This window comes from Brevibacillus brevis NBRC 100599, assembly GCF_000010165.1.
GTDB lineage: Bacteria > Bacillota > Bacilli > Brevibacillales > Brevibacillaceae > Brevibacillus > Brevibacillus brevis_D.
The window spans coordinates 3,333,294-3,356,043 of record NC_012491.1; the positions used below are offsets into that span (position 1 = coordinate 3,333,294).

Below are 22,750 nucleotides of genomic sequence, written 5' to 3' on the forward strand. Positions count from 1 at the left end.
TCCAGCGATCATTTCATAATCGAAAGGGACATCCTACCCTTTTGACCAGCCTTTTAAATATTCTGTGGCCATACGCGAAAAGGCTACTGGCAGATTCATTGGCTGGTGTGGTGTTGGCGTTCTCGATTTTCTTGCTCCGGAAAAAGAACTCTATTATTTAATCGGACGGGATCGATTGTACGTAAAAGCACACCCAGACAATAAAGCATCGTTGCGCATCATCGAGAGGCTCGGCTTCTCGTTTGAACGCGTCTTAGAAGGCTTGACTGGGGACGATGAAGAGTGCAATGGTGAGTGGTTGTATGTTTTGACGAAATAAACAAGAAAAATGGGGTTTGTTCCGTCTATGACTTCCCCGAACTTGGATGACCGATGATGGACCCGTCCGGAGCATCGTACAGTTCGAAACCAACTCGACTGTTTCGAAAAGCATTCGTCAAAATCTTCCTACATGTGCTATAATAGAAGTACAGTTTTTTTCTTACCGAATTTTTGAATCATCCACACAATTGAATGCGATAGTTCCTAAGATGATCTCCTGAATGAATGAGGATCATCTTTTTTGTTTTTTCTAGCAAACATCACATGACGAAAGGTTGTAGATGATATGAATACTTTGCCTTGCCAAGGCTGTAAAGGATTGTGCTGTGGGCCTGTTCCCCTAACAGAAAAGGAATTTAAAATGATACACAAGAAATTGAAAACGCTTCCAAATAAACTCCGTGACGATCTAAAAAATCAACCGAGAATGTTTGGGACTTGTATCTTCTACGACATGCAAAAAGATCAGTGTGGTATTCATAGCGTTCGACCGGAAGTGTGTCGCGCTTTTGGATATCACAAAGACCTTGTCTGTTTTCGCAAACCGGAATTGGCGACGAAAGAAGCACTGATCTTCAAGGAGAAACCGATTGGGTACTTGAGTATTGATTTTACTTGGAAGCATTTTTAAAGATATGGAGCAAATCATGGATCTCAACTGAATAATAATGTTATAGACTGCCTCATTGAACTTTATTCCTCTTTACCCTTTACACTTGATGCGCGATAAAAAATGCCGAGGAAGGCAGCATCCCTTCATCCGCCAAAGGTAGTGTATGAGAAGGAGGCTAATTATGTTGAGGAAGAGAACAAATGCAGGTAGAAGGTCTGCAATAATGACTGGGGTGTTATTACTAGCCGGATTGATTACAGGTATATGTAGTGTTGTACCTGTAATAGATGGAGCAGACTACCTTGTCATGGCTTCTCCAAATGAGAACCAGGTACTACTAGGAGCGTTTTTCCAATTGTTCATGATTGTTGCCTATGTTGGTATTCCTGTTTTGATGTATCCGTTGTTAAGTAAGCACCATAAAGGGTTAGCTCTAGGATCTGTTGCTTTTGGCATCATTGCGGGTGTGTTTATTATTCTAGGTGTAATCATTCTTCTATTACTTTTGACAGTAAGCCACGAGTTTGCAAAAATCGGAACTTTGCATGTATCGTATTTTCAGACCCTGGGTGGATTGTTGCGGGAAGGACGTGATTTGGTGAACCATGTGGCAACGACACTGGCATTCGCGTTGGCGATGCTCTTGTTCACCTGTGTATTTTATCAAACACAATTAGTTCCACGTTGGTTGTCAGTCTGGGGTATTATCGGAGCTACATTGTCTATATTGGCAAGCTTATTATTTATGATTCGCTTCATCGGTCTAGATGCAACCTATATGATGTTGAACATTCCAATAGCCTTTCAACAATTGGTTTTGGCTATATGGCTAATCATAAAAGGATTCACCCCATCGGTACGGGATTCTGTATCCTAATAAAAATGAAATCAATTTCCCAAAAAACAGCCGCGGTGTAGAACACGTTGATATGTTCTACACCGCGGCTGCCGTATCTATTTTTGTCAGTTGAACTTTTGCTCTACTATCCGTTCCAACTGATTAAGCTTGAAATGCTTTTTTCAATGCTTCCAGACCATCTGAATAGATTCCGTGGAACAGCTTGATAGCCTCATCGTCGCTAACCCCTACCGGTGTAAATTCGCCAGACCATTCCACCAGCGTTCCTTTGTCACCATTCTCGCGAACGTGGATCGTCGATTCATAATTGGTAACTGGAAAGGGTGCTTGCATAATGGAGTAGGTGTAATGGCGCTCTTTTTCATTGAAGCCCACCAGGCGCTCTATAATCACATCACCATCCGGATTTTCCAACCGACGCACCCGTCCCCCTTCGCTCATTTCGCTGCTTGGGATATATGGAAGCCAGTCTGGTAGTGAGTTAAATCCACCGATCAATTTCCATACTTGATCAGGAGAAGCAGAGATTTCGATGGTTGCCATTGTGTTTGCCATGTTGATTACCCCTTTTGTCGTTAGATTGGTAGTGGAGCGTCTTGCGCCACCAGTTTCTGTTCACGCATTTCTTGCCAGAAGGCTGCAGGAATCACTTCGTTCATCGCAGCTACATCCTCCGTGATTCGATCCGGGCGACTCGCACCTGGGATGACGGCAGCAACTGCTGGGTTTGCAAGCACAAATTGCAGCGCAGCAGCCTTGACGCTAATGTTGTGACGATTGGCTATCGCTTTGATGCGATCGACTTTTGCCATGATTTCAGGCGATGCTTTCTGATACTCGAAGTGGGTACCTCCAGCCAATACACCTGAGCTGTACGGCCCTCCAGCAATAATCTTGGCATTCATTTTTGCGGCATTTGGCATCACGCGTTGCAAAGCTCGGTCATGATCCAGCAGGGAGTAGCGACCAGCCATCAAGAAGGCATCCGGTTGTGCTTCATCCAATGCCATCGCGATCTCGATTGGCTCTACACGGTTTACCCCGAGGCCCCACGACGTAATGACACCTTCCTCACGTAAACGAGTCAGGGCACGAAAGGCACCTTTTCGTGCACTTTCAAAGTGGGAAAGCCACTCGTCGCCATAGAAGTCCTGTGCGATATCATGCACGTAGACGATGTCCAGTCGATCGGTCTGCAACCGTTTCAGGCTGTCCTCAATCGAGCGAAGCGTACCGTCTTCACTGTAGTCCACGTGGAGCTTATTTTTGCGACCATATTCGAACAGTCCGCCTTTTTCACCCAAGTCACGCAAGGTTGGATCTTCCAGTTCATCCAGGATGATACGCCCAACTTTTGTGCTCAAGACATACTCGTCACGCGGACGTTTCGCGAGGGCTTCCCCCAGGCGAAGCTCAGCCAAGCCGGCACCATAAAATGGGGCAGAATCAAAGTAACGGACACCATTCTCCCAAGCTGCATCGACGGTAGCCAGTGCTTCTTCTTCCGGGATGTTGCGGAACATATTACCCAGAGGAGCCGTACCAAAACCAAGTTGTTTCTTCTGCAGAATGTTCTTCATCTATGAATTCCTCCTAAAGAAGTGAGTATATTTCGTATCGACGACATCCTTTGAACGATACAATCGTCTTCTTCAAAGGTGATGATCATCTTGAGACTCATTATGTGGTATAGTCTCATTAAATAAAAGAACGCACTTTTTAGTACAGTAGGAACCTGGAAGTAACCATTTTCTACGGTGGTTGAGGTTCGAATGAGACGAAATCTCTGATGATAACCATGTTTTAGTCTGATCCAATAAAAGAAAAAGCGTCAGTGTAAGACCTAATAAAGTCTTACACTGACGCTGATTGCATTACCTATTGTCGTTCCCCTTTACTCCACACTTACCAAAACGCGCTCCAACGCATCCAACGCCTGTTCTGCATCGGCACCATCCGCAGTCAAGACGACTGATTGTCCTTTCGACACAGCGAGGGACATGACGCCGATAATACTCTTGGCATTCACCTTCTTCTCCTCCTTGTTCAATCCGATTTCACTGGAAAAAGATGCTGCTACTTTCACAAACAAACTAGCCGGACGCGCGTGTAATCCCTGTGCCAACTGGACGATGACCTGTCTCTCTCTCATCTGATTCACTCCTATCCCTTTCTCGTAAAATAGCTACAGGCCTTCTATAGCCGTTAGCAGTTCTTCTACCTGATCCAAACGAGTCAATCCCGTTTCCTTGTCAACGATCGATGTATAAATGTGTGGAATGACCTGCTTGGCACCAGCTGCGAGGCATACCTCCACAATCGGCCGAATCGAAGCAGCATCGATCCCGCCAGTCGGCTCAAAAACGGGAATCCCGTAACGTACGGCTGCTTCTGCCATCGCCTTGATTTCATTCAGCCTTTCCAACCCATCGACTGGATAAAATTTGACCGAGTGTACGCCAATATCCGCCAGCATCGCGGCGGCTGCATCACAAGAGAGCAATTCTGGCACTTTGTTGCTCATTGGTCCCGTGGTGACTTGAACCTTTCCTGGTTGCCCACCGGGGGCAATCAATGCATTCACGATGGTATGAGAGTTGCCGACTGCCTGTAGCCCGCCGAGCGTATAGCCTGCCGCCGGAAATACCTGATTGACGTGATCCGGTTGTGTCTGCACCGCGACTTCAGCGACCTTCTTCCATTGCGTAGGATCACCTGCGCCCAGCCCTACAGACACGGGTACACCTGCTTGCTGGTATTGTTCAACAGCGGTTATTGCTGCTTCTACGGACGCAAATCCTTTGACCAAGATTCCGATCAGAGCGCGGCCATCAGCCACGGCACATATTTGTTTTGCGTTTTCTACATCCCGTGCCAAAATGTTTAAACGAATTTTTTGTGTGCCCACTTTTGTTATTCTCCTTCTCCCTGTTTTTGCAGCAGTTCCTTCATTCGTGCTGCAATGATGTGTTCTTGCCCTTCATGAAACGGTCGTGGATCAAAGGCGATCACACCCGTATTCACATAATGGTTACGGGTAAAAATAGCTGGATTTCCTTGCTCCAGTTGCCGTGTAAGCTCGTGAGCCGTCATTCCCGTCACTCGTTTGTCAAGCTGAACTTGCACACGATAGATCTCCCTGCCAGCCTCATCCTGTGCGATCCTTGCTTTCACACCGGGCAATCTGTCCAGTTCTCCTGCCAGCCACTCCACTCGCCTGCGCTGCTCGGTAACATTTTGCTTTTCGGGATCGTACTGTCCAAGCGCTGCAAGTAAACCCGCAATGGCTTCCTTTCCTACCTTCATGGCGCGACCAACACCTTTATATTGCGCGCGACATGCGGCAACCAGATCGGCACGACCTGCGATAAACCCAGACGTGGGTCCACCAATTGCTTTTCCGCCACTGTAAATGACCAGATCGGCCCCCATCGCCACGTAACGCCGCAAATCCTCCTCCGCCGCTGCGTCTACAATGACAGGAAGTCCAAACTCCCGACCGAGTTGAATCATCGTGTCTAACGACTGCATCCCTTTTTGAATCGCATGGTGAGATTTGACATAGAGCAGTGCTGCGGTCTGATCATCAATGGCTTCTCGCAAATGGTCTGCTTCTACGTGATTGGCATGCCCGACCTCTACGACTTTCCCTCCGCCCAGTGCAATCATCTGTTGAACGGAAGCACCGAAATGCACCGCGTGTCCTTTTTGGATGATGATCTTGTTCTTCATCCCTTCGGAAAAAGGAAGCCGCTCGATCAAGCTCAGATGGCAACCAGCTATGACAGCTGCTACACTAATGGCAATGCCCGCAGCTGCTCCAGAGGTAGGACAACCGTCTTCTGCCCCGGTCGCCTCTGCGATATGACGACCTGCCACAATCATCAGCTCGCTGATTTCTACATAATCCATAGCGGCTTCGCCCATGGCCTTTGCGATAGAAGGATGGACGGCACTCGCACCCAATGCCGTCATCTTACCGCTTGCGTTAATGACTTGCTTCAACCCTAGCTGCTGATAGATTCCCATGGTTTGCCCATCCCTCCTGTGAAAACGCTTCGCTCTTCCCTCATTGTGTCGGGATCGGGAAAATGGCGCCGAGGAGCATGGCCCCGATAATCGCACCACCCGCAATTGGTTTGTTGTAATAATAGAAAATCGCTGCTCCAACTGTTGCACCAAGTCCAACTGGAATCGAAGCCATAATCGCTGAAATGATGATCAATGGACCTAAGTAACGCCCTGCTGCGTTTCCGGCTCCCATCATGACATCGGCACCAAAGGTGGAGTTCGATGCGTTGATCGTATACTTCCGAATCAAAATAATCACGGTACCAATGATAAAGCCCAAGAGCGCACCTGTCGCGAGCGCCAAAGGAAAAGAAGTCAACGGAGCTGTAAAGCCCGCTCCCAGCATCAACGCTGGAACGCCAATCCCAATACCTGTTTGCAACGAACCTCCAATATCGAGAATCCCAACCAACGGTCCCTCCAAAATACGAGCAAACAAAAAGCTCGCACCAAACGCGGCAGCCGCACCATATCCGCCACCCTTGATCCCCGCCTCGAGCATCGCAACAATGGCGATATCGTTAAAGGCCCCGACATGATACACATAGTAAAGATGAGTACCCGCAAAGATTCCTGAAGCCAAGCACGCCACAAAGAGGGGAAATGCCCATTCTGAATACCAAAACCCTTTTGCCTGCAATTCACCCATTACTTTTTCACCACCGATCCGAATGTTTCGTGTAGCTCTATCAACCACTGTGGAATTTCCACGTACATACTCTTCAAGAGTGCGACATCAAAACCGCGGAAGAAGCCACTGAATACAAACAAGAGAATGACTGCAATAAACATGGATTTGGTAATTTTGTTCCAACCACTGTCATCCAAACCTTTACCGATCAAAATACCCAAGACGATTCCAGGCACTGCATTCCCCATGACCAAGTGCGACAAACCGCCCAAGACCGTTCCCCAAATCCCGGTCCGTTTGCCTGCATCCATCGCCGCCATCCAGAACACAATCGGCATAATCGGGTTGATCAACCAGTTCGCAGCCGGGACCAGTACCTTCGTCGCTACAAGCTGCATCGATTCAGGAATTGCCGTTGCAGTGGAATTCAACACAGTGACCACAACGACACCGACTGCTGCTCCGGCAATCGCCATTTGTTTCGGATTGTGCAACGTTTCTGCGACATTCTTGTTGCGCCAGAGCAACAATGCCGCCGCCCAGTTCGGGATGACGCGATGATCGACATCTTGCGTCAATGCACCAGCACCAACAACAGACGCCCATGCGTTAAACAAAAAACCAAGACCAAATGAGAAGTGGGAAATGGGATCCCCTGCACATGCGTTCAGCTCTCCAAAAGTCCGGAATGCTCCCATCCCCTGAACATTGGGTGCATGGAACATCCTCGCTGCCCCCGCACCAACCCCGAAGCCGACCAATGCCCCGATGACGATCGACTTCAACACAATCATCAATGTAACCATAAAGCTCCCCCCTGTCTGCTTCTATCGCTGACGAACCAACTGCCCCATACCCGCAGTCGTCTCGGTCTGCTGCTGAAACGTTATGTTTTCTACCTGGACCAGACCCAGCCTCACTTGAATATCTACGGTGATGTCATACCGCGTCCGTTTACGGGGGAAAAACAGACCCAAAAATCGCTCATGCTTCACTATTTCTGTCGCAGACACAATGGAAACCCCTACAGGTTCGATTCGCACGACCAAATCATTCGTTTGTCTGGCCACTACATGCTTGATTTGGGAAAAAATCTTGTTAAAGGCTCCTTCTTTCGTATCGCCACTGCCGGATAATCGCAAGGTCTGCGTCGTCTCTGTGTACATGGATTACTTCCCTCCCAGCTTGATGTATTCTTCCGCCATGCGTCTGCCCAGCTCTTCTGTATCCATGAAGCCAAAGCCAATCACTTTGTTGCCGCTACGCAAAGCAGTAATACCAGCATCTACTGAGCGCAAGCCATACTCGACTGGAAAACCATACTTGGTCTTGGCTGTCAGTGCCCCAGCCCCACCACTTCCGCAAAAGGACAGCCCGAGGTCTGCGCTCTCACTGACCATGACATCCCCTACCTTCATATCCGCGCCAACACCTGGAATGACGATCGCGGTCCCGCCAGCTGCTTCGATTCCTTTTGCGATGTTCTGTCCTTTTCCGAGACGATCACCAATCACGATTTTTACCTTAGACATATGCAAAACCTCCCTATATTCACAGCAATGTTTTAAGTTGGCCCCATCTGCATGGCACGGATCGCTTCAAAATGAACAGCCAATAGAAACGCTTCTGTATCATCTACCTGCCACGGACCCTTTTCTTCCGCGAGGACTTTGTGCGAGAGCATAACCATATCGGGATGAATTTCAGCGAATAACTCCGCTTCAATTACGGGTAGCCGTTCACCGTTTGTCATCCGACGCACAAATGCCAGTACATGAGCACCGATGGCCAGCCAGCGATCTCGCGGTATATGAATCTCCATGTGGCGAAACTCCTCCTCAATTTTCTGGAGAATCCGTTTACATTCAGAAATTTCAGATATATATTCCGGTTTTGTCTCAGCCAGTTCCTTGAGAATGTCATCAATCATTTGCATGTCAGTACCCTTCCTGAAGTAATCGCTTGATAAGCCACTACTCTTTCCTTTGTCTCTACCGTTTCTTGTTCACTGTCCGTCAAAATTGTCCGCTCTTTTTTGAGCTGCAAAATGGATACGTCCGCGCATGCCCCTACTTTCAACGTCCCGATCTCGTTTTCCAGCCCGAGAATTCGTGCTGGCGCATACGTACTCGCCGCTATCACCTCATCGAGCGCATAGCCCATGGCGAGAAACTTCGTGAGTGTGTGCGTCAAGCTGTGCACAGGACCATCGATGTTACGCTGGTGAACATCCGTGCTAATGACATGTGGCGTAATACCCTGGGCCTGCGCATGACGCAATGTTTGGAAGCTAAAGCTCGCTTCGCCGTGCCCGATGTCGAGTAAGACTCCCCGCTCCAATGCGTCTTGAGCCTCTGGAATCAACTCGCCTCGTTCGTCGAACATCCCTCCTTTTTTCCCATGAAACGCATGTGTCACCACGTCTCCTTGGTCTAGCAGAGGCAATATTTCCGTGAGTTTTGGCGGAGCGTTTCCAATGTGCACCATCATGGGTACGCCCGCTTCCCTCGCCGCTTCCTTGGCTACGAGCAAGGGTTGAAGCCCGTTTTGCTTGACGACAGAACCGCTCATGCGGGCTTTTATTCCTCGTACGATCGGCTGTTTTCTGATAAGGGCTACCGCTTCTCTCGGGGTTAACCTCGACATGTCTGCGAGCTCCCCACCACCTGTACACAAGCCATCCCCTGAAATGTTCAGAAATGCCAGAACACGAGTAACAGAAGGGTGGACTGCTTCTTCAAGAAAAGCATCAAACGACCATAGCCCGACACTGCCAGCATCTACTACGGTTGTCACTCCTTGCTCGACCCCGACCCGATCCGCGGCTACGCCCAAACTCGTCTTTGTCGGAAAAACGTGAGCGTGCAGATCGATCAAACCGGGCGTCACCACATATCCCTCTGCTTCGATCGTCTCCTGGCTTTCCAGATACATCCCTTGATCGTCGGTTGTCTTCCCTTTCTCATACAATCCAACGATTCGCCCTTCCCGAATAGCAAGATCATAGTGCCCGCTCAGGTTCTGGGAAGGATCAATGACCCGTCCGTTGCGTATGAGTAGATCCACTTTCACTTTCTACCGCCCCTTTTCCTGAAAAATAGCGCATAATGGCCGTCACCTCACTTGACGGAACTTGGAGGTTTGCCTCAGCCATCAATTGGTTCAGCTTTTCACGCCATGCCTTCCATTCTTTTGATTCTGCCTCACCCAACGATTCCCACTCCTCCTGATAGGGTGAGCCAAAAGCTAATCGATTCACCATCAGCAGTAGATGCAGCGTCAGTCCGCTTGCCGTCTGTTCCGTTACGTACTCACGAAAAGCAGTCACGATTTTTTGACTGATCTCATACCCTTTGCAGATGACATCCTGAGACAACCTCTCCACCACTGGCAAATCTGACGGATTGAGATCAGCAGTCATCGTGGGAAACCAAGCTTCCTTGCGAGCATTCACAGTCTGTTGTCGATTTCCTCCCTCCACTTGCAAGGCTTCCAGACAATTCTGAATCTGGTTGATATCTTGGCGCGTTGGAAGGGGACTGACAATCACAACAGGCACCTCGGCTTTGATCGGCAGAACACTGATGATGACATCCACGCGACGACTCGCCAAATACTTCTCTACCTCTGTACTGGAGCACAGGCCTACGACCCGAAGTGAACGCAATTCGCTTTCGAGGTACGTTTTCAAAAATCGAGAAGTCCCTCTTCCTGTTCCGCAAACGACGAGCGCATCTGCCTTTTTCTGCTCCAGCCAGCGATCATATCCCGCTTGGAAATGCAGGACAAAATAAGCAATGTCTGCATCGAGCCAATAGACCCCGCGCTGCCAAAACACTTCTTCGCAAGAGCGTTTGACTGCATCAAACATGCGTGCGTATGAACGGCGAATTTCCTCTGTCAGTGGATTCGCAAAAAGAACTCCCTGGCGATAACGGTTCAAACTGTCATCCAGGTGAGCAAAAAGCAGTCTCATCAGCTCCTGATCCTCGTGCAACGGTGCCAGCATCCGGTTACTAACCGCTTCCGTCAGTTCTTTGGTTGCCTGGAAAACGTCCAAAACAATCCTCCCTGCTCGCGCCTCTCTTGGCACCTGTTCGGTCCCTAACAGCGGAAGGCACGCATACGCAATCTCGTGTTCGGGAATATCGACGTGCAATCGCTGACATAATGCTCGAACCTCGTGTGAGAACAGCTCGTACCCGCTCCAATGCCTCGCTTCCCCCAGCTCGGCATCATCCGCCGTGACCAATTGGCCTCGCTGTACACGATGGAAGACAATGCATAAGCGAATCAGTAAACTAATCAGTGCTCGGTCTGCCAGCGTCTCCGCAGCAGCATTCATCCATGCTTTGATGCTGTGAATAATCTCCCCTAATTCTGCACGGCTGATCAGCCACTTCTCCAATAACGGACCCGTTCTCGCTTCTTGTCCATTTTCCAAAAACATCCCCTGTACCATCCGATACATGTCGATTCCATCCAACAGATCGTGAATCAAGTTTTCGAGGGCATACCGCTTGTGCCGCTCACTCCCGTCTACGCGCACACCATACCTTTGTTTCGTGACGAGCTCGAGACGCCAGCCATCGAGCAGCTTTTCCGCGTCCTTCACATCGGCAACGACGGTATTGCGACTAACACCCATATGGTCGGCTAAATCGTTCATTCGCTGATACCCTTCCGACAGCAGAAGAATGAACAAAAAATGCTTGACCCGATCCTTTTGCGGCAAAATGAGCGTCTTGCTGTCATCAATTTGCAAATTTTCCTTCAAAGCATTTCGATGCTCTTGTTCTTCCGTGATCCACAGCCCTTTATTCGGTTGAGAATGGAGGATGACATTTCGTTCCTTTAGCCATTGCCTGACGTTATCCAGATCGTACTTGACTGTGCGTTCGCTTACCTGGAAATCGCGCGCGACGTCCTTAATTTTCAGCGGATAGTAGCTGTCGAGTATCACCTTCAGTAATGCATGGGAACGTGTGGTTAAAAAGACCATTCCTTTCTCCTTTCCATAAAAAGCTGTGTCCTTGCTTGAGATTCATTATAGAAAACGCTTTCTCGGTGGTAAAGAACGATTCCTTTCCCCATCAATCGTGCAATTTTTGCAATTATCAGTTCGATTCGACAGCAATGAAAAAGATGGCCCCGGTTAAAACTGGGAGCCATCCTCTCTTTATAACCTATTTGACATAGATTGTCGTTTTTGCAGTTGCCTTTGTATCCGTTTCGATGTTTTTCACAGTTGCCTCAAACTTATGTGTCTTTTTTTGCTCCGGATTGAACTTTAGCAGTACTTTGTGCGTTTTATTTTCTTCGTCATATTCTTCATTGATTTCGGCCACGTCATAATTATACTCTCTGCTAAATTTTGCTGAATCCATTCCGGTTGCTTGATAGGTTAGCAGCAAGTAAATTTCATCACCAAATTTAATTGTAGCGGTTTCTGGGCTAAGAGAAGTTTCGATTTTGGGATTCGCGATCACGTCAAACTTTACCACTCCACTTCCACTTATCTCCTCATCTTTTTCTTTATCATACATTTCCAAGAAAAAGAAAGGGGTATAGGTTCCTTCTTTACGTGGGGTAAAGTAACCTGTTGTTACGTACATCCCCTTCTTGCGATCAAGTGTGGTTCTTACTTTTTCTACCTTTTGAGTCGTATCTACTGAATTAGACGAGAAAAATAAAAACTTCGCGTCTTCGCGAATCATTCCCTTATACGGAGTATGTACAGTGAACTTTATTTTTTCACCAACTTTAAGTGTTTGTTCAGGATAAATAAAAAATTCTGAATCTACAACAGGCTCCGTTCCCGGCATGTTGTCTACAAAGAGCCTTTTATTCGCTCTTCCTACCCATACTTTATCTGTATCACTCATCATGATCTCAAACTCGATACCCAAACTTCCCACTCTGTCGCCGATAATATCCTCCGGTGTAAATGTCGCCTTTGACACATAGTTCTTTCCCTTTATTTTCGTGTCTGGCTCAATGGTTATCGTCTGCTCTTTATCCATTTTTGCCTTAATCACGATTTTCGCTTCGAATGATTTTCCCTCTTTTTTCGTAACTGCCTCCATCTGTATCTTCGTTCTGGGAGAATACCTGTCTTTTTCTGGACTTATTTTTAGTTCAACCGGTATCGACTCTTCTATTTTTTCGGATGCCAAAGTGACTGCGGGTGACCACGTGACAAGCAAGGCTACTGCTATAATCCAACTCATGAGGAAATAAATCCTCGAAGACTGCTTTCGCTTCATGAAAAGCATTCCGTACCCCTCCAACCATTTTTTGGTGAAACCTCCATCCAAATAGTACCATCACATGGAAAAGGTCCGCAACGAAAGGTTACGGACCTCTACTTTCAGGCGAAGCTTACAGGATTCCTCCCAAGCTCGCACCTTTGACAAACAATCGTTCGATATTCTTCTCGACAGTTGGATCTGGTACCAATGGCGGTGCTTGATGGGGCTTGGTACGGGCATCGATAATCAGATTATCGCAGCCCCAATGCTTGTTCTCGTAGTAGCTGTTCACGCCATAAATGTCGTGGGATGGATTGCTTCGTGTGAAGGTTGCCCACATAAAGTTTTGTAGCGACGCGCTCATGAAGGTACTGTCATCACAAAGGATAATCATCGGGCAAGACGGGATCGGCCCTCTTGCTTGAATCGCGTCACACAGATTCTGCAATTGCTGCTGGGCGTTTGCGTAATCGGTAAAAGCAGCGCCTTGAATTGACACCACACCTGGCATAATCAGGCGGGCATTCTCAAACTCTCGCAAATCCTTCAGTTCATCCGGCACATCTTTGCACAGCTCTCGTTTTTGATCGCCGTAAGCTGCGAGGACTACCTTACTGCCGCTGTTTAAGCCCGTTCCCGAATAATCCAGCGTATCAATGGTCGTGTTCGTATAAAAATGAACATCGCGATGCAGATCGATTCTCTCCAAAATATAGGTCATAAAATCAACTTCATCATGCGTCGTCAATGGTCGGTTTTCTTCGGCGGTAATGAATAAATACTTGGCTAAGCTCAATTGTCCCGTCCCTAAAATGCGGTTGGCAATGGTGAGCATCTCCGTCGGCTGTTTGACTTCTTGATATGGCGTATAGCGCTCGCTTCCGATGGCAAACAACAGCGGATGTACACCAGCCGCATCGACTGCGTGGACTTCTTTTACACCCGGGATTTCTTGTTTGATCGCATCACCCGTTAACTCGTGGATCAACTGACCGAACGATGTATCTTCTTGTGGCGGACGGCCCACAACTGTGAATGGCCAGATGGCATTCGGCTTGGCGTACACTTTCTTTACCTTCATCACAGGGAATGGATGGATCAGACTGTAATAACCCAGATGGTCACCGAATGGTCCTTCTGGTTTCGTATCTCCAGGATAAATATCTCCTGTGATGACAAAATCCGCATCATTGCTTATGCAGTAACCATCGATATAGCTGTAGTGAAAACGGCGCCCAGATAGCAAACCTGCAAAAGTAATTTCGCTCAAGCCTTCTGGCAACGGCATTACAGCCGATAAAGTATGGGCAGGCGGCCCGCCAACGAAACAGCTTACTTTCAGCGGCATCCCCATTTTGGTCGCTTTGGCTTGGTGGACACCGATTCCACGATGGATTTGATAGTGCAAGCCAATTTCTTTGTTTACTTCATACTCATTACCAGTCAACTGCACACGGTACATACCCAAATTGGAATTCATGATTCCAGGCTTGTCCGGATCTTCCGAATAGATTTGGGGCAGCGTGACAAAAGCTCCGCCATCCATCGGCCAGCTTTGGATGAGTGGAAGGTCCGTTATGCTGATTTCCTGTGCAGTTACCGGCATGCTAGTGGATTTTTTTGCAGGCAATGCTTTCAGAGCTGCAAAGCCGTTCTCGATATTTTTAAATGGCTGCTTTAGCGCTTTCATCGGATCATTGCGCATAGCGATGATATTTTCAGCGGCTTGCCAGGTGCTTCTGAAAATAAACTTACTGCGCTCGATTGTGCCAAATAGATTGGATACCGCGCGAAATTTTGAGCCTTTTACATTTTCAAACAGCAATGCTGGTCCGCCCGCTTCGTAGACCTTCAAGTGAATCGCGGCCATTTCTAAATAGGGATCTACTTCTTCGCGAATACGGACCAAATGTCCGTGCCTTTCCAAGTCAAGGATGCACTCTTCTAAATTCTGATACATATCTATAGGGCTCCAATCACTAGATTCTAGATTTACCTGTAGATCAATACCTTCTCATCATACAGGAAAGATCCTACAAATTCACGATACCCTTCCGCACAATTTCTTGAAGCTCGCTCAATTCTCTGATTTCGTACGTCGGCTGAATGCTCGTCTGATTTTCCTTGCCCTGCGGATTGAACCAGCACGTATCAATCCCGTATTGGGCTCCCCCTTGTATATCAGACGTCAGGGAATCTCCTACCATCAATACGTTCGCCTTCTCCGTCCATTGCAATTTGGAAAACGCGTAGTCAAAAATTTCTCGATCGGGCTTTTTGTAGCCGACCTCTTCGGAAATAATCAGATGCTCAAAAGAGTTGCAAAGCGGTGAAGCGGCGATTCTTGATGTTTGCACAGAGGCGAACCCATTCGTAATGATCGCCAAACGGCAATCCTCCAAACTGTTGCACAATTCAACCGCTCCCGGTACCAAATGCACTTCTTTGCCCAAGGATTCGAGATAGGCACTGCCGAACGCCTCAGCATCGACGTCTAGCTGAGCAGCTTTGAAAAGTCTTCGAAATCTTTCTACGCCCAGCTCTGCTAGAGTGATCCGGCCCTTTTCTAAATCCTCCCACAATCCTTTACTGATCTCTTTGTAAGTCGCTCCATATTCAGACGATCCCGTAGCAAGTCCAAACTGAGAAAACGTCTTTTGCAGAGCATTTGCTTCTGTCTTTTTGAAATCAAGAAGTGTATCATCTACATCGAATAATATGACTTGATAGCGCATGGCAACCTCCAGAAATCTTTATTGATCAAGTATTCGTACAAACTAGACCTTTCTATCATATCAAAAACAGAAGGCTAAACTGCATACAAAAAGCCTCGAACTGTACTAGTCGAGGCCGTGAAGGCGAGCTGGTCATCAGCAAGACGGAAACCGTTCCCATTTCCGGTATTTCACTCGTGGAAGAAGAGCCTTGTGTGGCTAAATTGGGAAACACGGATGAAGTACTTGAATTTCCTTCATTATCTCATGGTATTTACTTTGCAGGAAGTACACGCTTTCCTACCGAATGATTTATCTACTTGATAGAAGGAAGGTGAAGCAATGAACGCACTCTTAGTCATTGATGTGCAAAGCGGAATTGTGAATGGTGGGGATTACAAAGAGGAACTTTTTTTGATGGAACAAGTAATTACGGATTTTAAAGAGAGCAATCGTCCTGTCATTTTTATCAGACATATCGATGCTACAGAAGAAAGTCCACTGAATAGAAGCTCTATCGGTTCTGAAATACACCCTCCATTTAAAGACTATTCCGACTACTCGATCGAGAAGCAAACCCCTAGTTCCTTCTTCCAAACAGAGCTCAGACAAACTTTAGAAAACTTAGGGGTCGAGCATCTTTTTATAATCGGTTTTGAGACGGAATTTTGTTGTATGTTTACGGCGATCGCTGCCTATGATCGCGGATATAAGGTGACGTTCATTAAGGACGCAACTGGAACAACAAATACGGCCGAATCATACGACATGCAAGGTTTAGACATTAAACGGTTTGTAGGAACCGTTCTTCGTTGGTCTAGTGTCATCGAAGTAGTAAACTACGCCGAGTACGCTGAAAAATACAAGTGATGAGTAGTGCATATCTGTTATACAAGGGCTTGCCATCGATATTCCATTGTGGATGAAATGGCGGGTTTTTCCTATGTATCATTTTATTTATGAATACGCGCTTCGCCCCACTCGCACATCAGATTCAAGATCGTCCGCAAGCTCTCTCCTTGCTCCGTAAGTGAATATTCCACTTTTAAAGGAACCTGATGATAGACGGATCGGTTGACCAATCCATCTTCTTCGAGCTCACGTAGCTGTTGGGTCAGCATCTTTTTCGATGCGCTTGGCATATATCGATGCAGCTCACCGAATCTTTTCGTACCTTCTTTTAACAAACAAAGAATAACAACCTTCCACTTCCCACCAATTACTTCCAATGTCGCTTCAACGGGTACGTTATATTGTTTCGTTTGAATATCGCATTCCTCCATGCTTTTTTCCCGATGGTTTGGTACCTTTGTGTACACCTGGTTCCAGAAATTATCTACTTTTCGGCTATATCTCCATCCTATTATACTCAAATCAGCTTACGAAATGGAGGAATTACCTTCAACTACGATCCAAAACGTTCAGTCATTGCTATATGACAAAAGATGTCATGATGGACGGCTTATACTGAATTCAACAACGAAACGATTGGAGGATTTCAGTGTGAAAAGTCTGCGTACGTTTGCAAAATGGGTAATGATTGTAGGATTGTGCTTGATGTTCGTTTCCTCTGGTATTTACAAGCTGATTGGTCATCCAGAGGCCACACTCGCTTTCCAAGGATTCGGGTTTCCCCCTTGGTTCCAAGTTGTAATCGGGTTGGGAGAAGTGCTCGGCGGACTGGGTTTATTGATGAAAAAGTCTTCGCGTTACGCCGCCTATACACTCGCAGTCATTATGCTTGGTGCTACAGTCACTCTGCTTTTACATGGTGACACATCTACTGTAGTGATTCCGCTTGTCTTACTCTTTGTTTTCTTGCTGATCGGTCTACGCCGATTTAATCCTTCTGCTCGCTAACAAGGCCACCAGTTCCCACCTGTAACCAGGTGAGGAGCTGACGGCCTCTCGCTTTTTTTTCAAGCTCACTCGTTTACAAATGCTTCTTTATAAAGTGTAGGAGGGTCTGACTCTAAGTCATCCATTGAAATCGTCATGAGACAAAACCCTTTCCCTGCTAAAAATAACCGTACCTTGTCCTGATTTCAACACCAATTTGCATGGTTCCACCAGCAAGTTCACTATCGCTGTGACAGGCTCTTCCCATGTAGAGAATAATTATTTACCACATACCCTTCTGCCCGAAATCATAGTAGGTAAAGATAGTAAAAAAGGAGGGATGACATGTGGATCAAGAAAAAGTAACAATCAAGATTAACGACAATGGATCAATTCGTGTTACCGGTGCAGTTGAGTTACTGGATGGAGCAGGTGACAACTATGAAGTCGGTTCATCTTTTTCGCTCTGTCGATGCGGTCAATCCGAGAAAAAACCGTTCTGTGATGGAACGCATAAAAAAGTAGGCTTTGAAAGTGCACCACGAGCAAAAGAATGATCCGAAAGAGCGCAGATGCGCTCTTTTTCTTTTATCAATCGCTTTTTATGTCAAATTGTTTCCTCATAGAAGTACTGGTATAATTTTGAAAAGCACTCCGATCACGTATCTGTTCTTTTTTGTATTCTCGTTTTGATTGACGGGGGTTATTTTTTATACCTAAGATAAAGACATTCCGATCCCATATACGCAATGACGAAACACTTTCCTTCGTCAGTTATGGCTGACAAAGTTAGGAGTACACAAACATGTATGCACAAACAGTACGATACGATCAATTTGGTGAGCCCCATAAAGTATTGAAGGTTGAACAACGGCTAATTGAACCGCTGAAGCAAGATGAAATTTTGGTGAAAATGAGCGCACGTCCTATTAACCCTTCTGACATCATCCCGATTCGTGGTGCTTACAAGCATCGCATCAACCTCCCCGCTATTCCTGGGTATGAGGGGGTTGGTACCGTTATTGATACAGGTCCTTCTGCTCCCCGCTCTCTTATCGGGAACCGTGTTCTGCCATTGCGCGGTGAGGGCACATGGCAAGATTACGTCAAAACGACAGCCGAGCTAGCCATTGAGGTTCCTGATTCGATCCCAGATGATATCGCCAGTCGGTTGTACATCAACCCCATTACTGCGTGGGTCATCTGCAAGGAGACCCTTCAACTGTCTTCTCAGCAGGTTTTGTTAGTCAATGCAGCCAACTCAGCCATTGGCCGCTTGTTTATTCAGCTATCCGCTCTTTTTGGTTTTCGGGTAATCGCCATCGTCCGAAACGCAAGATATACCGAGGAGTTGATGGAACTCGGGGCATGGCATGTCATCGACAGTTCACATGTGTCTATCTATGATGCCATCATGAGTGTCACAAACGGACAAGGTGCACATGCGTCTATTGATTCCATTGGCGGACCTGACGGTTTAGAGCTGGCGAAGTCTACACGTGCTGGCGGGATTTTCTTGTCGTTAGGCCTTTTATCGGGAGTTCAAGTGGATTGGTCGATCATCTCGAAAGAGCTTGGCGTTCTCCCACAATTGTTTTTATTGCGCCACTGGAATCAACGGGTTTCCGTTTCTACCTGGCACGAGACGTTTGAGAAAGTCATCGAGCTCGTTCAGAATGGGAAGCTCCTTATAGCTGTGCCTGGAGAAAAATTTGCTTTGCAGGATGTAAAAGAGGCCGTGCAATTTGCGGAGAGCCGTCATCGTACGGGGAAAGTCATCTTGGTGTAAACACCAGAAAAAGACGCTGGGAAAGATCCATCATGCAGCACCTCAAGGATTATAAGCTGTTTCAAAAACACCGAAGCCAAAAATGACCGTGTTCTCGCCCTTTTTGGCTTCAACGAAACATAGGGGGCACTATGGCTAAACATGAAAAGACGTTTCTTAAAAATTATGAATCCAAAGCCTCTGAATATCTGAACGATAAAGAAAAAGCTTCTCATCTCCTAAAAAAAGCAATGAAAAAAGCTGATAAAAAAGCGATCGGTGATGTTTGGGAGAATTTACAGCTACTCTTTAGTATTTTCGGTGATTGGACGAGTGGTAAATACCGAACAATCCCGGTTAAATCCATCTTGATGATTATTGGCGGGATTTTGTACTTTGTTTCACCCGTAGACGCCATCACAGATTTTATTCCCGTTGTTGGTTTACTAGATGACGCGACAATCATTGGACTGGTGTTTCGACAAGTGAGCAGCGACCTTACTCTATACAAAGAGTGGAAACAAAAAGAATTTTTACAGGAATAGGTAAAATCCAATCTAGTAGAGCGAGGGGTGCTTCGATGACGTTTCACGAGTATTTACACTATACATTTCCAACGTTATTGCTTTGACCACCATTGTTTTTTATAGCTGGGATATTGGAAGCCGTTATGGCAACACATTTCCGGCAGCACGATAGATGTCATACCACTCTTCTCGCGTCAAACGAATATGGGCGGCTTTCACGCAATCTTTCATTCGGTCGATATTCGTCGTGCCAATGACAGGTTGCATGTTCGCCGGGTGCCGTAGCAGCCAAGCGATGGCGATTGTCGTGTTGGATACCTCATATCTAGCTGCAATTTCGTCGACTTTTTTGTTCAACTCATGAAATTTCTCGTTTCCAAGAAAAGACCCCTCGAAGAATCCATGCTGGAACGGCGACCAAGGCTGAATCGTTATATCATGCAGCCTGCAGAAGTCTAGTACACTGCCGTCGCGGTTCACAGCCGAGTTGCTCTCCATATTGACGTTGAATCCTTGTGAGATCATCGTCGCGTTCATAATACTGAGCTGCAACTGGTTGGCGACGATTGGTTGCTTCACATACTTGTGTAACAGCTGGATCTGCATCGGATTCTGATTGGAAACGCCAAAGTGGCGTACTTTACCCGTGCTTTCCAGAAGATCGAATGCTTCCGCTACTTCTTCTGGTTCGACAAGCGTGTCAGGACGGTGCAACAGCAAAACATCCAAATATTCAGTTTTTAGACGCTTTAGAATACCAACTACTGCATGCAAAATATGCTCTTTGGAAAAGTCGAACATGCCGGGCCGAATACCACATTTCGATTGCAACAGGATACGCTCGCGAACGCTAGGGCTCATCTGAATCGCTTCTGCAAATACTTCCTCACAACTGCCTTTTCCATAAATATCTGCATGGTCGAAGAAGTTCGCCCCTTCTTCAAGCGCCGTTTGTACGAAGCGCTCCGCTTGCAGCTTGTCTAGTGAGCCTATTCTCATGCAACCGATTGCGATAACAGGGACTTCTAACTTGCTCGTGCCGAGTGGTATGGTTCTCATGTCAATCCTCCGATTCTATTTTTTCAACTGGTACCATAAAGAAAGGCTGGCTTGTTAAAGCGGATTATCATGCGAGCTCATTGGTTTATTCAACTCACACGACGGAGAATCCTGCGGGAATGGAAATCGGGATAGATAAGGTGAATGTACAAGTAAAAAGTCCTTCCCAAATTACCATGGAAGGACTTTGTTTGGTGTAACTTCCCTGTACACACGTGTTTCTTCTGTTCAGAGAAAATAAAGTATTTCACCCCACAGAAAGCGAATTTACCTTTCCTTTCATTCTTCTCTATTTTTCCTCATCAGTTCCGTTTAGGATTCCAATTTTCCCCATCTCTCTATACTTTTCATATCGCTGTTGTGTAAGCTCTTCTGGAGACATTCGTACCAATTCTTTTAGAGATGATTCGATTGCAGATTCAACCATTTCCGCCTGCCATTTTATATCATTTTGTGCTCCACCTTTCACTTCAGGAATGATTTGATCAATAATCCCTAAGTCCTTCAATTCTTTTGCTGTAATTTTCATGTATTCAGCTGCTTTTGGAGCATACTTAGCATCTTTCCATAATATCGATGCCGCTCCTTCCGGAGAAATAACCGAGTACCACGAGTTATCTAGCATATGAATATGATTGCCGATACTAATACCAAGGGCTCCACCACTTGATGCTTCTCCTATTACAATACAAATAATCGGTACTCTAAGTGTTACCATTTCAAATAAATTACGAGCTATTGCCTCAGAAATTCCACGTTCTTCAGATTCTCTCCCCGGATAAGCACCTGAAGTATCAATGAATGTAATAATAGGGCGATTAAACTTTTCAGCTTGCTTCATAAGGCGTAAAGCTTTTCTATAACCTTCTGGGTGTGCCATTCCAAAATTTCTTTCTATGCTTTCCTTTGTGTTCCTACCTCTTTGGTGGCCAATAATCGTAACAGGCATGCCTTTATATTTCGCAATTCCACCGATTATTGCTTTATCATCTCCATATAGTCGATCGCCATGAAGTTCGATAAAATCTGTAAACAATAACGGAATATAGTCCAATGTTGTAGGCCGGTTACGAAGCCGAGCAATTTGAACTCGTTGAAATGGTGAAATATTCGTATAAATTTCAGATTGCATTACTTTTAATCGTTCTCTTAATGCATGAATTTCTGAAGATAAATCGAGATCATTTTTTTCCATATACTTCTGTAATTCATCGATTTTTTCTTTTAATTCTATAATTGGCCCTTCAAAATCTAAACTCATTCACGGCCTCCTTCTATTACGATTTTCCATTCCTTTTTAAGGAAGCGGATTTAGCTATCGAGTTGATTAAGAGTTCAAAGCCATTGACAACTGTTTTCCGTTCAGCTTCTGATAAATCATTGAGAATTCCTTGATAAAAATGAATCGATTGTTCCCGTAAAGAAGCAACCGTTATTTTACCTTTTTCTGTGAGATGTAGATAAACCTCCCTTCTGTTATTTTCATTTACTTCACGGAAAATAAGCTCATTTTTTACCAACTTGTCTACTAATCTACTTACCGATGATTGTTCTAATTTAAGCTTGTTAGCTAATTCCCAAATAGTTAATTTCTTGAGCTCTAGTTCTTCTAACGCCATCATTTGGGAAACCGATAAAGGTTTTTCAAACAGATCTTTTGGAATTCTTTCTGGTTCGAGAATTCCAGTCATTCTAATAAATTTTTTAATATCTGTTCTTAGTTTCAAGGCATCTTCTCGATTCATAAGAAATGAATTACCCCCTCAACTAGTGTCTTGTGCATAATATGTATCATGCATTAATTGCATTATACATGAAATTGATGTAATAACAAGTTACCGCCTTATTTCACATCCAAAGAAAACCATTTTGGATTACCAGTCGACCGTCTCTTACCCCTGTCAAGTAGACGCAACTAAAAAAGCCTAAGCAGCCAGTGTGTTTCGGTTGAAGTGCATCCATTAATGTAGACATTGGAAAAACCCCTGCGATAAACACGGCTGTTGTATTATCCTGCCTGTTAGTTGAATAAATCCAAAAACGAAATAATAAGCGGTCATTATTGACTATGAAAGACTTGTAGGGTATTTGATAATA

General features: G+C 45.9%; 27 protein-coding genes. 8 read left to right on the forward strand and 19 right to left on the reverse strand.

Annotated elements, in window-relative coordinates; all coding sequences use genetic code 11:
* Window positions 1–64: 64 nt before the first annotated feature.
* The 3 genes from BBR47_RS15930 to BBR47_RS15940 all read left to right on the forward strand — a co-directional run bounded on the left by BBR47_RS15930 (window position 65) and on the right by BBR47_RS15940 (window position 1,811).
* Window positions 65–319, forward strand: coding sequence for a GNAT family N-acetyltransferase (locus tag BBR47_RS15930; protein WP_015891449.1), 255 nt, complete (start codon window positions 65–67; stop codon window positions 317–319).
* A gap of 288 nt (window positions 320–607) precedes the next feature.
* On the forward strand, window positions 608–952 hold the full coding sequence (locus tag BBR47_RS15935) for a YkgJ family cysteine cluster protein (protein ID WP_015891450.1): 345 nt from the start codon (window positions 608–610) through the stop codon (window positions 950–952).
* Window positions 953–1,115: 163 nt separating this feature from the next.
* Window positions 1,116–1,811, forward strand: a complete 696-nt coding sequence (locus BBR47_RS15940) for a DUF4386 domain-containing protein (RefSeq protein WP_015891451.1) — start codon at window positions 1,116–1,118, stop codon at window positions 1,809–1,811.
* A gap of 123 nt (window positions 1,812–1,934) precedes the next feature.
* On the opposite strand, the gene BBR47_RS15945 is transcribed toward BBR47_RS15940, so the two are convergent.
* The 15 genes from BBR47_RS15945 to BBR47_RS16015 form a co-directional block, all read right to left on the reverse strand.
* Entirely contained in the window at window positions 1,935–2,348 is a 414-nt protein-coding gene (locus tag BBR47_RS15945) for an SRPBCC family protein (RefSeq protein WP_015891452.1), read from the reverse strand.
* A 20-nt stretch (window positions 2,349–2,368) separates the two neighbouring features.
* A complete protein-coding gene (locus BBR47_RS15950) occupies window positions 2,369–3,373 on the reverse strand; it encodes an aldo/keto reductase (RefSeq protein ID WP_015891453.1) in 1,005 nt (334 codons plus the stop codon).
* Between the two features lie 314 nt (window positions 3,374–3,687).
* The gene (locus BBR47_RS15955; protein WP_015891454.1) at window positions 3,688–3,945 is read right to left on the reverse strand and encodes an HPr family phosphocarrier protein; all 258 of its coding nucleotides are present in this window, start codon (window positions 3,943–3,945) and stop codon (window positions 3,688–3,690) included.
* Between the two features lie 33 nt (window positions 3,946–3,978).
* Window positions 3,979–4,701: a KDGP aldolase gene (locus BBR47_RS15960; RefSeq protein WP_015891455.1), complete on the reverse strand. Its 723-nt coding sequence runs from the start codon at window positions 4,699–4,701 to the stop codon at window positions 3,979–3,981.
* A 5-nt stretch (window positions 4,702–4,706) separates the two neighbouring features.
* Entirely contained in the window at window positions 4,707–5,822 is a 1,116-nt protein-coding gene (locus tag BBR47_RS15965) for a DgaE family pyridoxal phosphate-dependent ammonia lyase (protein ID WP_015891456.1), read from the reverse strand.
* A gap of 40 nt (window positions 5,823–5,862) precedes the next feature.
* On the reverse strand, window positions 5,863–6,513 hold the full coding sequence (locus BBR47_RS15970; protein WP_041749462.1) for a DUF4310 family protein: 651 nt from the start codon (window positions 6,511–6,513) through the stop codon (window positions 5,863–5,865).
* A complete protein-coding gene (locus BBR47_RS15975) occupies window positions 6,513–7,301 on the reverse strand; it encodes a DUF4311 domain-containing protein (RefSeq protein WP_015891458.1) in 789 nt (262 codons plus the stop codon). Before BBR47_RS15975 ends, BBR47_RS15970 begins: the two co-directional genes overlap by 1 nt.
* A 21-nt stretch (window positions 7,302–7,322) precedes the next feature.
* On the reverse strand, window positions 7,323–7,661 hold the full coding sequence (locus tag BBR47_RS15980) for a DUF4312 family protein (protein ID WP_015891459.1): 339 nt from the start codon (window positions 7,659–7,661) through the stop codon (window positions 7,323–7,325).
* Between the two features lie 3 nt (window positions 7,662–7,664).
* Entirely contained in the window at window positions 7,665–8,027 is a 363-nt protein-coding gene (locus tag BBR47_RS15985; protein WP_015891460.1) for a glycine-rich SFCGS family protein, read from the reverse strand.
* A 32-nt stretch (window positions 8,028–8,059) separates the two neighbouring features.
* A complete protein-coding gene (locus BBR47_RS15990) occupies window positions 8,060–8,431 on the reverse strand; it encodes a hypothetical protein (protein WP_041749463.1) in 372 nt (123 codons plus the stop codon).
* Window positions 8,422–9,567, reverse strand: coding sequence for an amidohydrolase/deacetylase family metallohydrolase (locus BBR47_RS15995; RefSeq protein WP_015891462.1), 1,146 nt, complete (start codon window positions 9,565–9,567; stop codon window positions 8,422–8,424). The genes BBR47_RS15990 and BBR47_RS15995 overlap by 10 nt, the downstream gene beginning before the upstream one ends.
* Complete coding sequence (locus BBR47_RS16000) at window positions 9,527–11,497, reverse strand: BglG family transcription antiterminator (protein ID WP_015891463.1); 1,971 nt, start codon at window positions 11,495–11,497, stop codon at window positions 9,527–9,529. Before BBR47_RS16000 ends, BBR47_RS15995 begins: the two co-directional genes overlap by 41 nt.
* A gap of 184 nt (window positions 11,498–11,681) precedes the next feature.
* Window positions 11,682–12,725, reverse strand: a complete 1,044-nt coding sequence (locus tag BBR47_RS16005; protein WP_231850486.1) for a hypothetical protein — start codon at window positions 12,723–12,725, stop codon at window positions 11,682–11,684.
* 151 nt (window positions 12,726–12,876) lie between these two features.
* A complete protein-coding gene (locus BBR47_RS16010) occupies window positions 12,877–14,706 on the reverse strand; it encodes a UbiD family decarboxylase (RefSeq protein WP_015891465.1) in 1,830 nt (609 codons plus the stop codon).
* Window positions 14,707–14,779: 73 nt separating this feature from the next.
* Complete coding sequence (locus tag BBR47_RS16015) at window positions 14,780–15,481, reverse strand: YjjG family noncanonical pyrimidine nucleotidase (protein ID WP_015891466.1); 702 nt, start codon at window positions 15,479–15,481, stop codon at window positions 14,780–14,782.
* A 321-nt stretch (window positions 15,482–15,802) separates the two neighbouring features.
* Between BBR47_RS16015 and BBR47_RS16020 the strand changes: the two genes are divergently transcribed.
* The gene (locus tag BBR47_RS16020) at window positions 15,803–16,330 is read left to right on the forward strand and encodes an isochorismatase family protein (protein WP_015891468.1); all 528 of its coding nucleotides are present in this window, start codon (window positions 15,803–15,805) and stop codon (window positions 16,328–16,330) included.
* A gap of 83 nt (window positions 16,331–16,413) precedes the next feature.
* On the opposite strand, the gene BBR47_RS16025 is transcribed toward BBR47_RS16020, so the two are convergent.
* Window positions 16,414–16,743, reverse strand: coding sequence for a winged helix-turn-helix transcriptional regulator (locus tag BBR47_RS16025; RefSeq protein ID WP_015891469.1), 330 nt, complete (start codon window positions 16,741–16,743; stop codon window positions 16,414–16,416).
* 220 nt (window positions 16,744–16,963) lie between these two features.
* On the opposite strand from BBR47_RS16025, the gene BBR47_RS16030 reads away from it, so the two are divergent.
* From BBR47_RS16030 to BBR47_RS16045, 4 genes are all read left to right on the forward strand, one after another.
* Entirely contained in the window at window positions 16,964–17,320 is a 357-nt protein-coding gene (locus BBR47_RS16030; RefSeq protein ID WP_041749464.1) for a DoxX family protein, read from the forward strand.
* 326 nt (window positions 17,321–17,646) lie between these two features.
* Entirely contained in the window at window positions 17,647–17,856 is a 210-nt protein-coding gene (locus BBR47_RS16035; RefSeq protein ID WP_015891472.1) for a CDGSH iron-sulfur domain-containing protein, read from the forward strand.
* Between the two features lie 248 nt (window positions 17,857–18,104).
* Window positions 18,105–19,088, forward strand: a complete 984-nt coding sequence (locus BBR47_RS16040) for a zinc-dependent alcohol dehydrogenase family protein (protein ID WP_015891473.1) — start codon at window positions 18,105–18,107, stop codon at window positions 19,086–19,088.
* A gap of 131 nt (window positions 19,089–19,219) precedes the next feature.
* A complete protein-coding gene (locus BBR47_RS16045) occupies window positions 19,220–19,612 on the forward strand; it encodes a YkvA family protein (protein ID WP_015891474.1) in 393 nt (130 codons plus the stop codon).
* A gap of 123 nt (window positions 19,613–19,735) precedes the next feature.
* On the opposite strand, the gene BBR47_RS16050 is transcribed toward BBR47_RS16045, so the two are convergent.
* From BBR47_RS16050 to BBR47_RS16060, 3 genes are all read right to left on the reverse strand, one after another.
* Window positions 19,736–20,653 (reverse strand): aldo/keto reductase, encoded by a 918-nt coding sequence (locus tag BBR47_RS16050; RefSeq protein WP_015891475.1) that lies wholly within the window; start codon window positions 20,651–20,653, stop codon window positions 19,736–19,738.
* 289 nt (window positions 20,654–20,942) lie between these two features.
* Window positions 20,943–21,914 carry an acetyl-CoA carboxylase carboxyltransferase subunit alpha gene (locus BBR47_RS16055; RefSeq protein ID WP_015891476.1) on the reverse strand — a complete coding sequence of 324 codons (972 nt, stop codon included), beginning with the start codon at window positions 21,912–21,914 and terminating at the stop codon, window positions 20,943–20,945.
* A gap of 16 nt (window positions 21,915–21,930) precedes the next feature.
* On the reverse strand, window positions 21,931–22,398 hold the full coding sequence (locus BBR47_RS16060; RefSeq protein WP_015891477.1) for a MarR family winged helix-turn-helix transcriptional regulator: 468 nt from the start codon (window positions 22,396–22,398) through the stop codon (window positions 21,931–21,933).
* Between the last annotated feature and the right edge of the window lie 352 nt (window positions 22,399–22,750).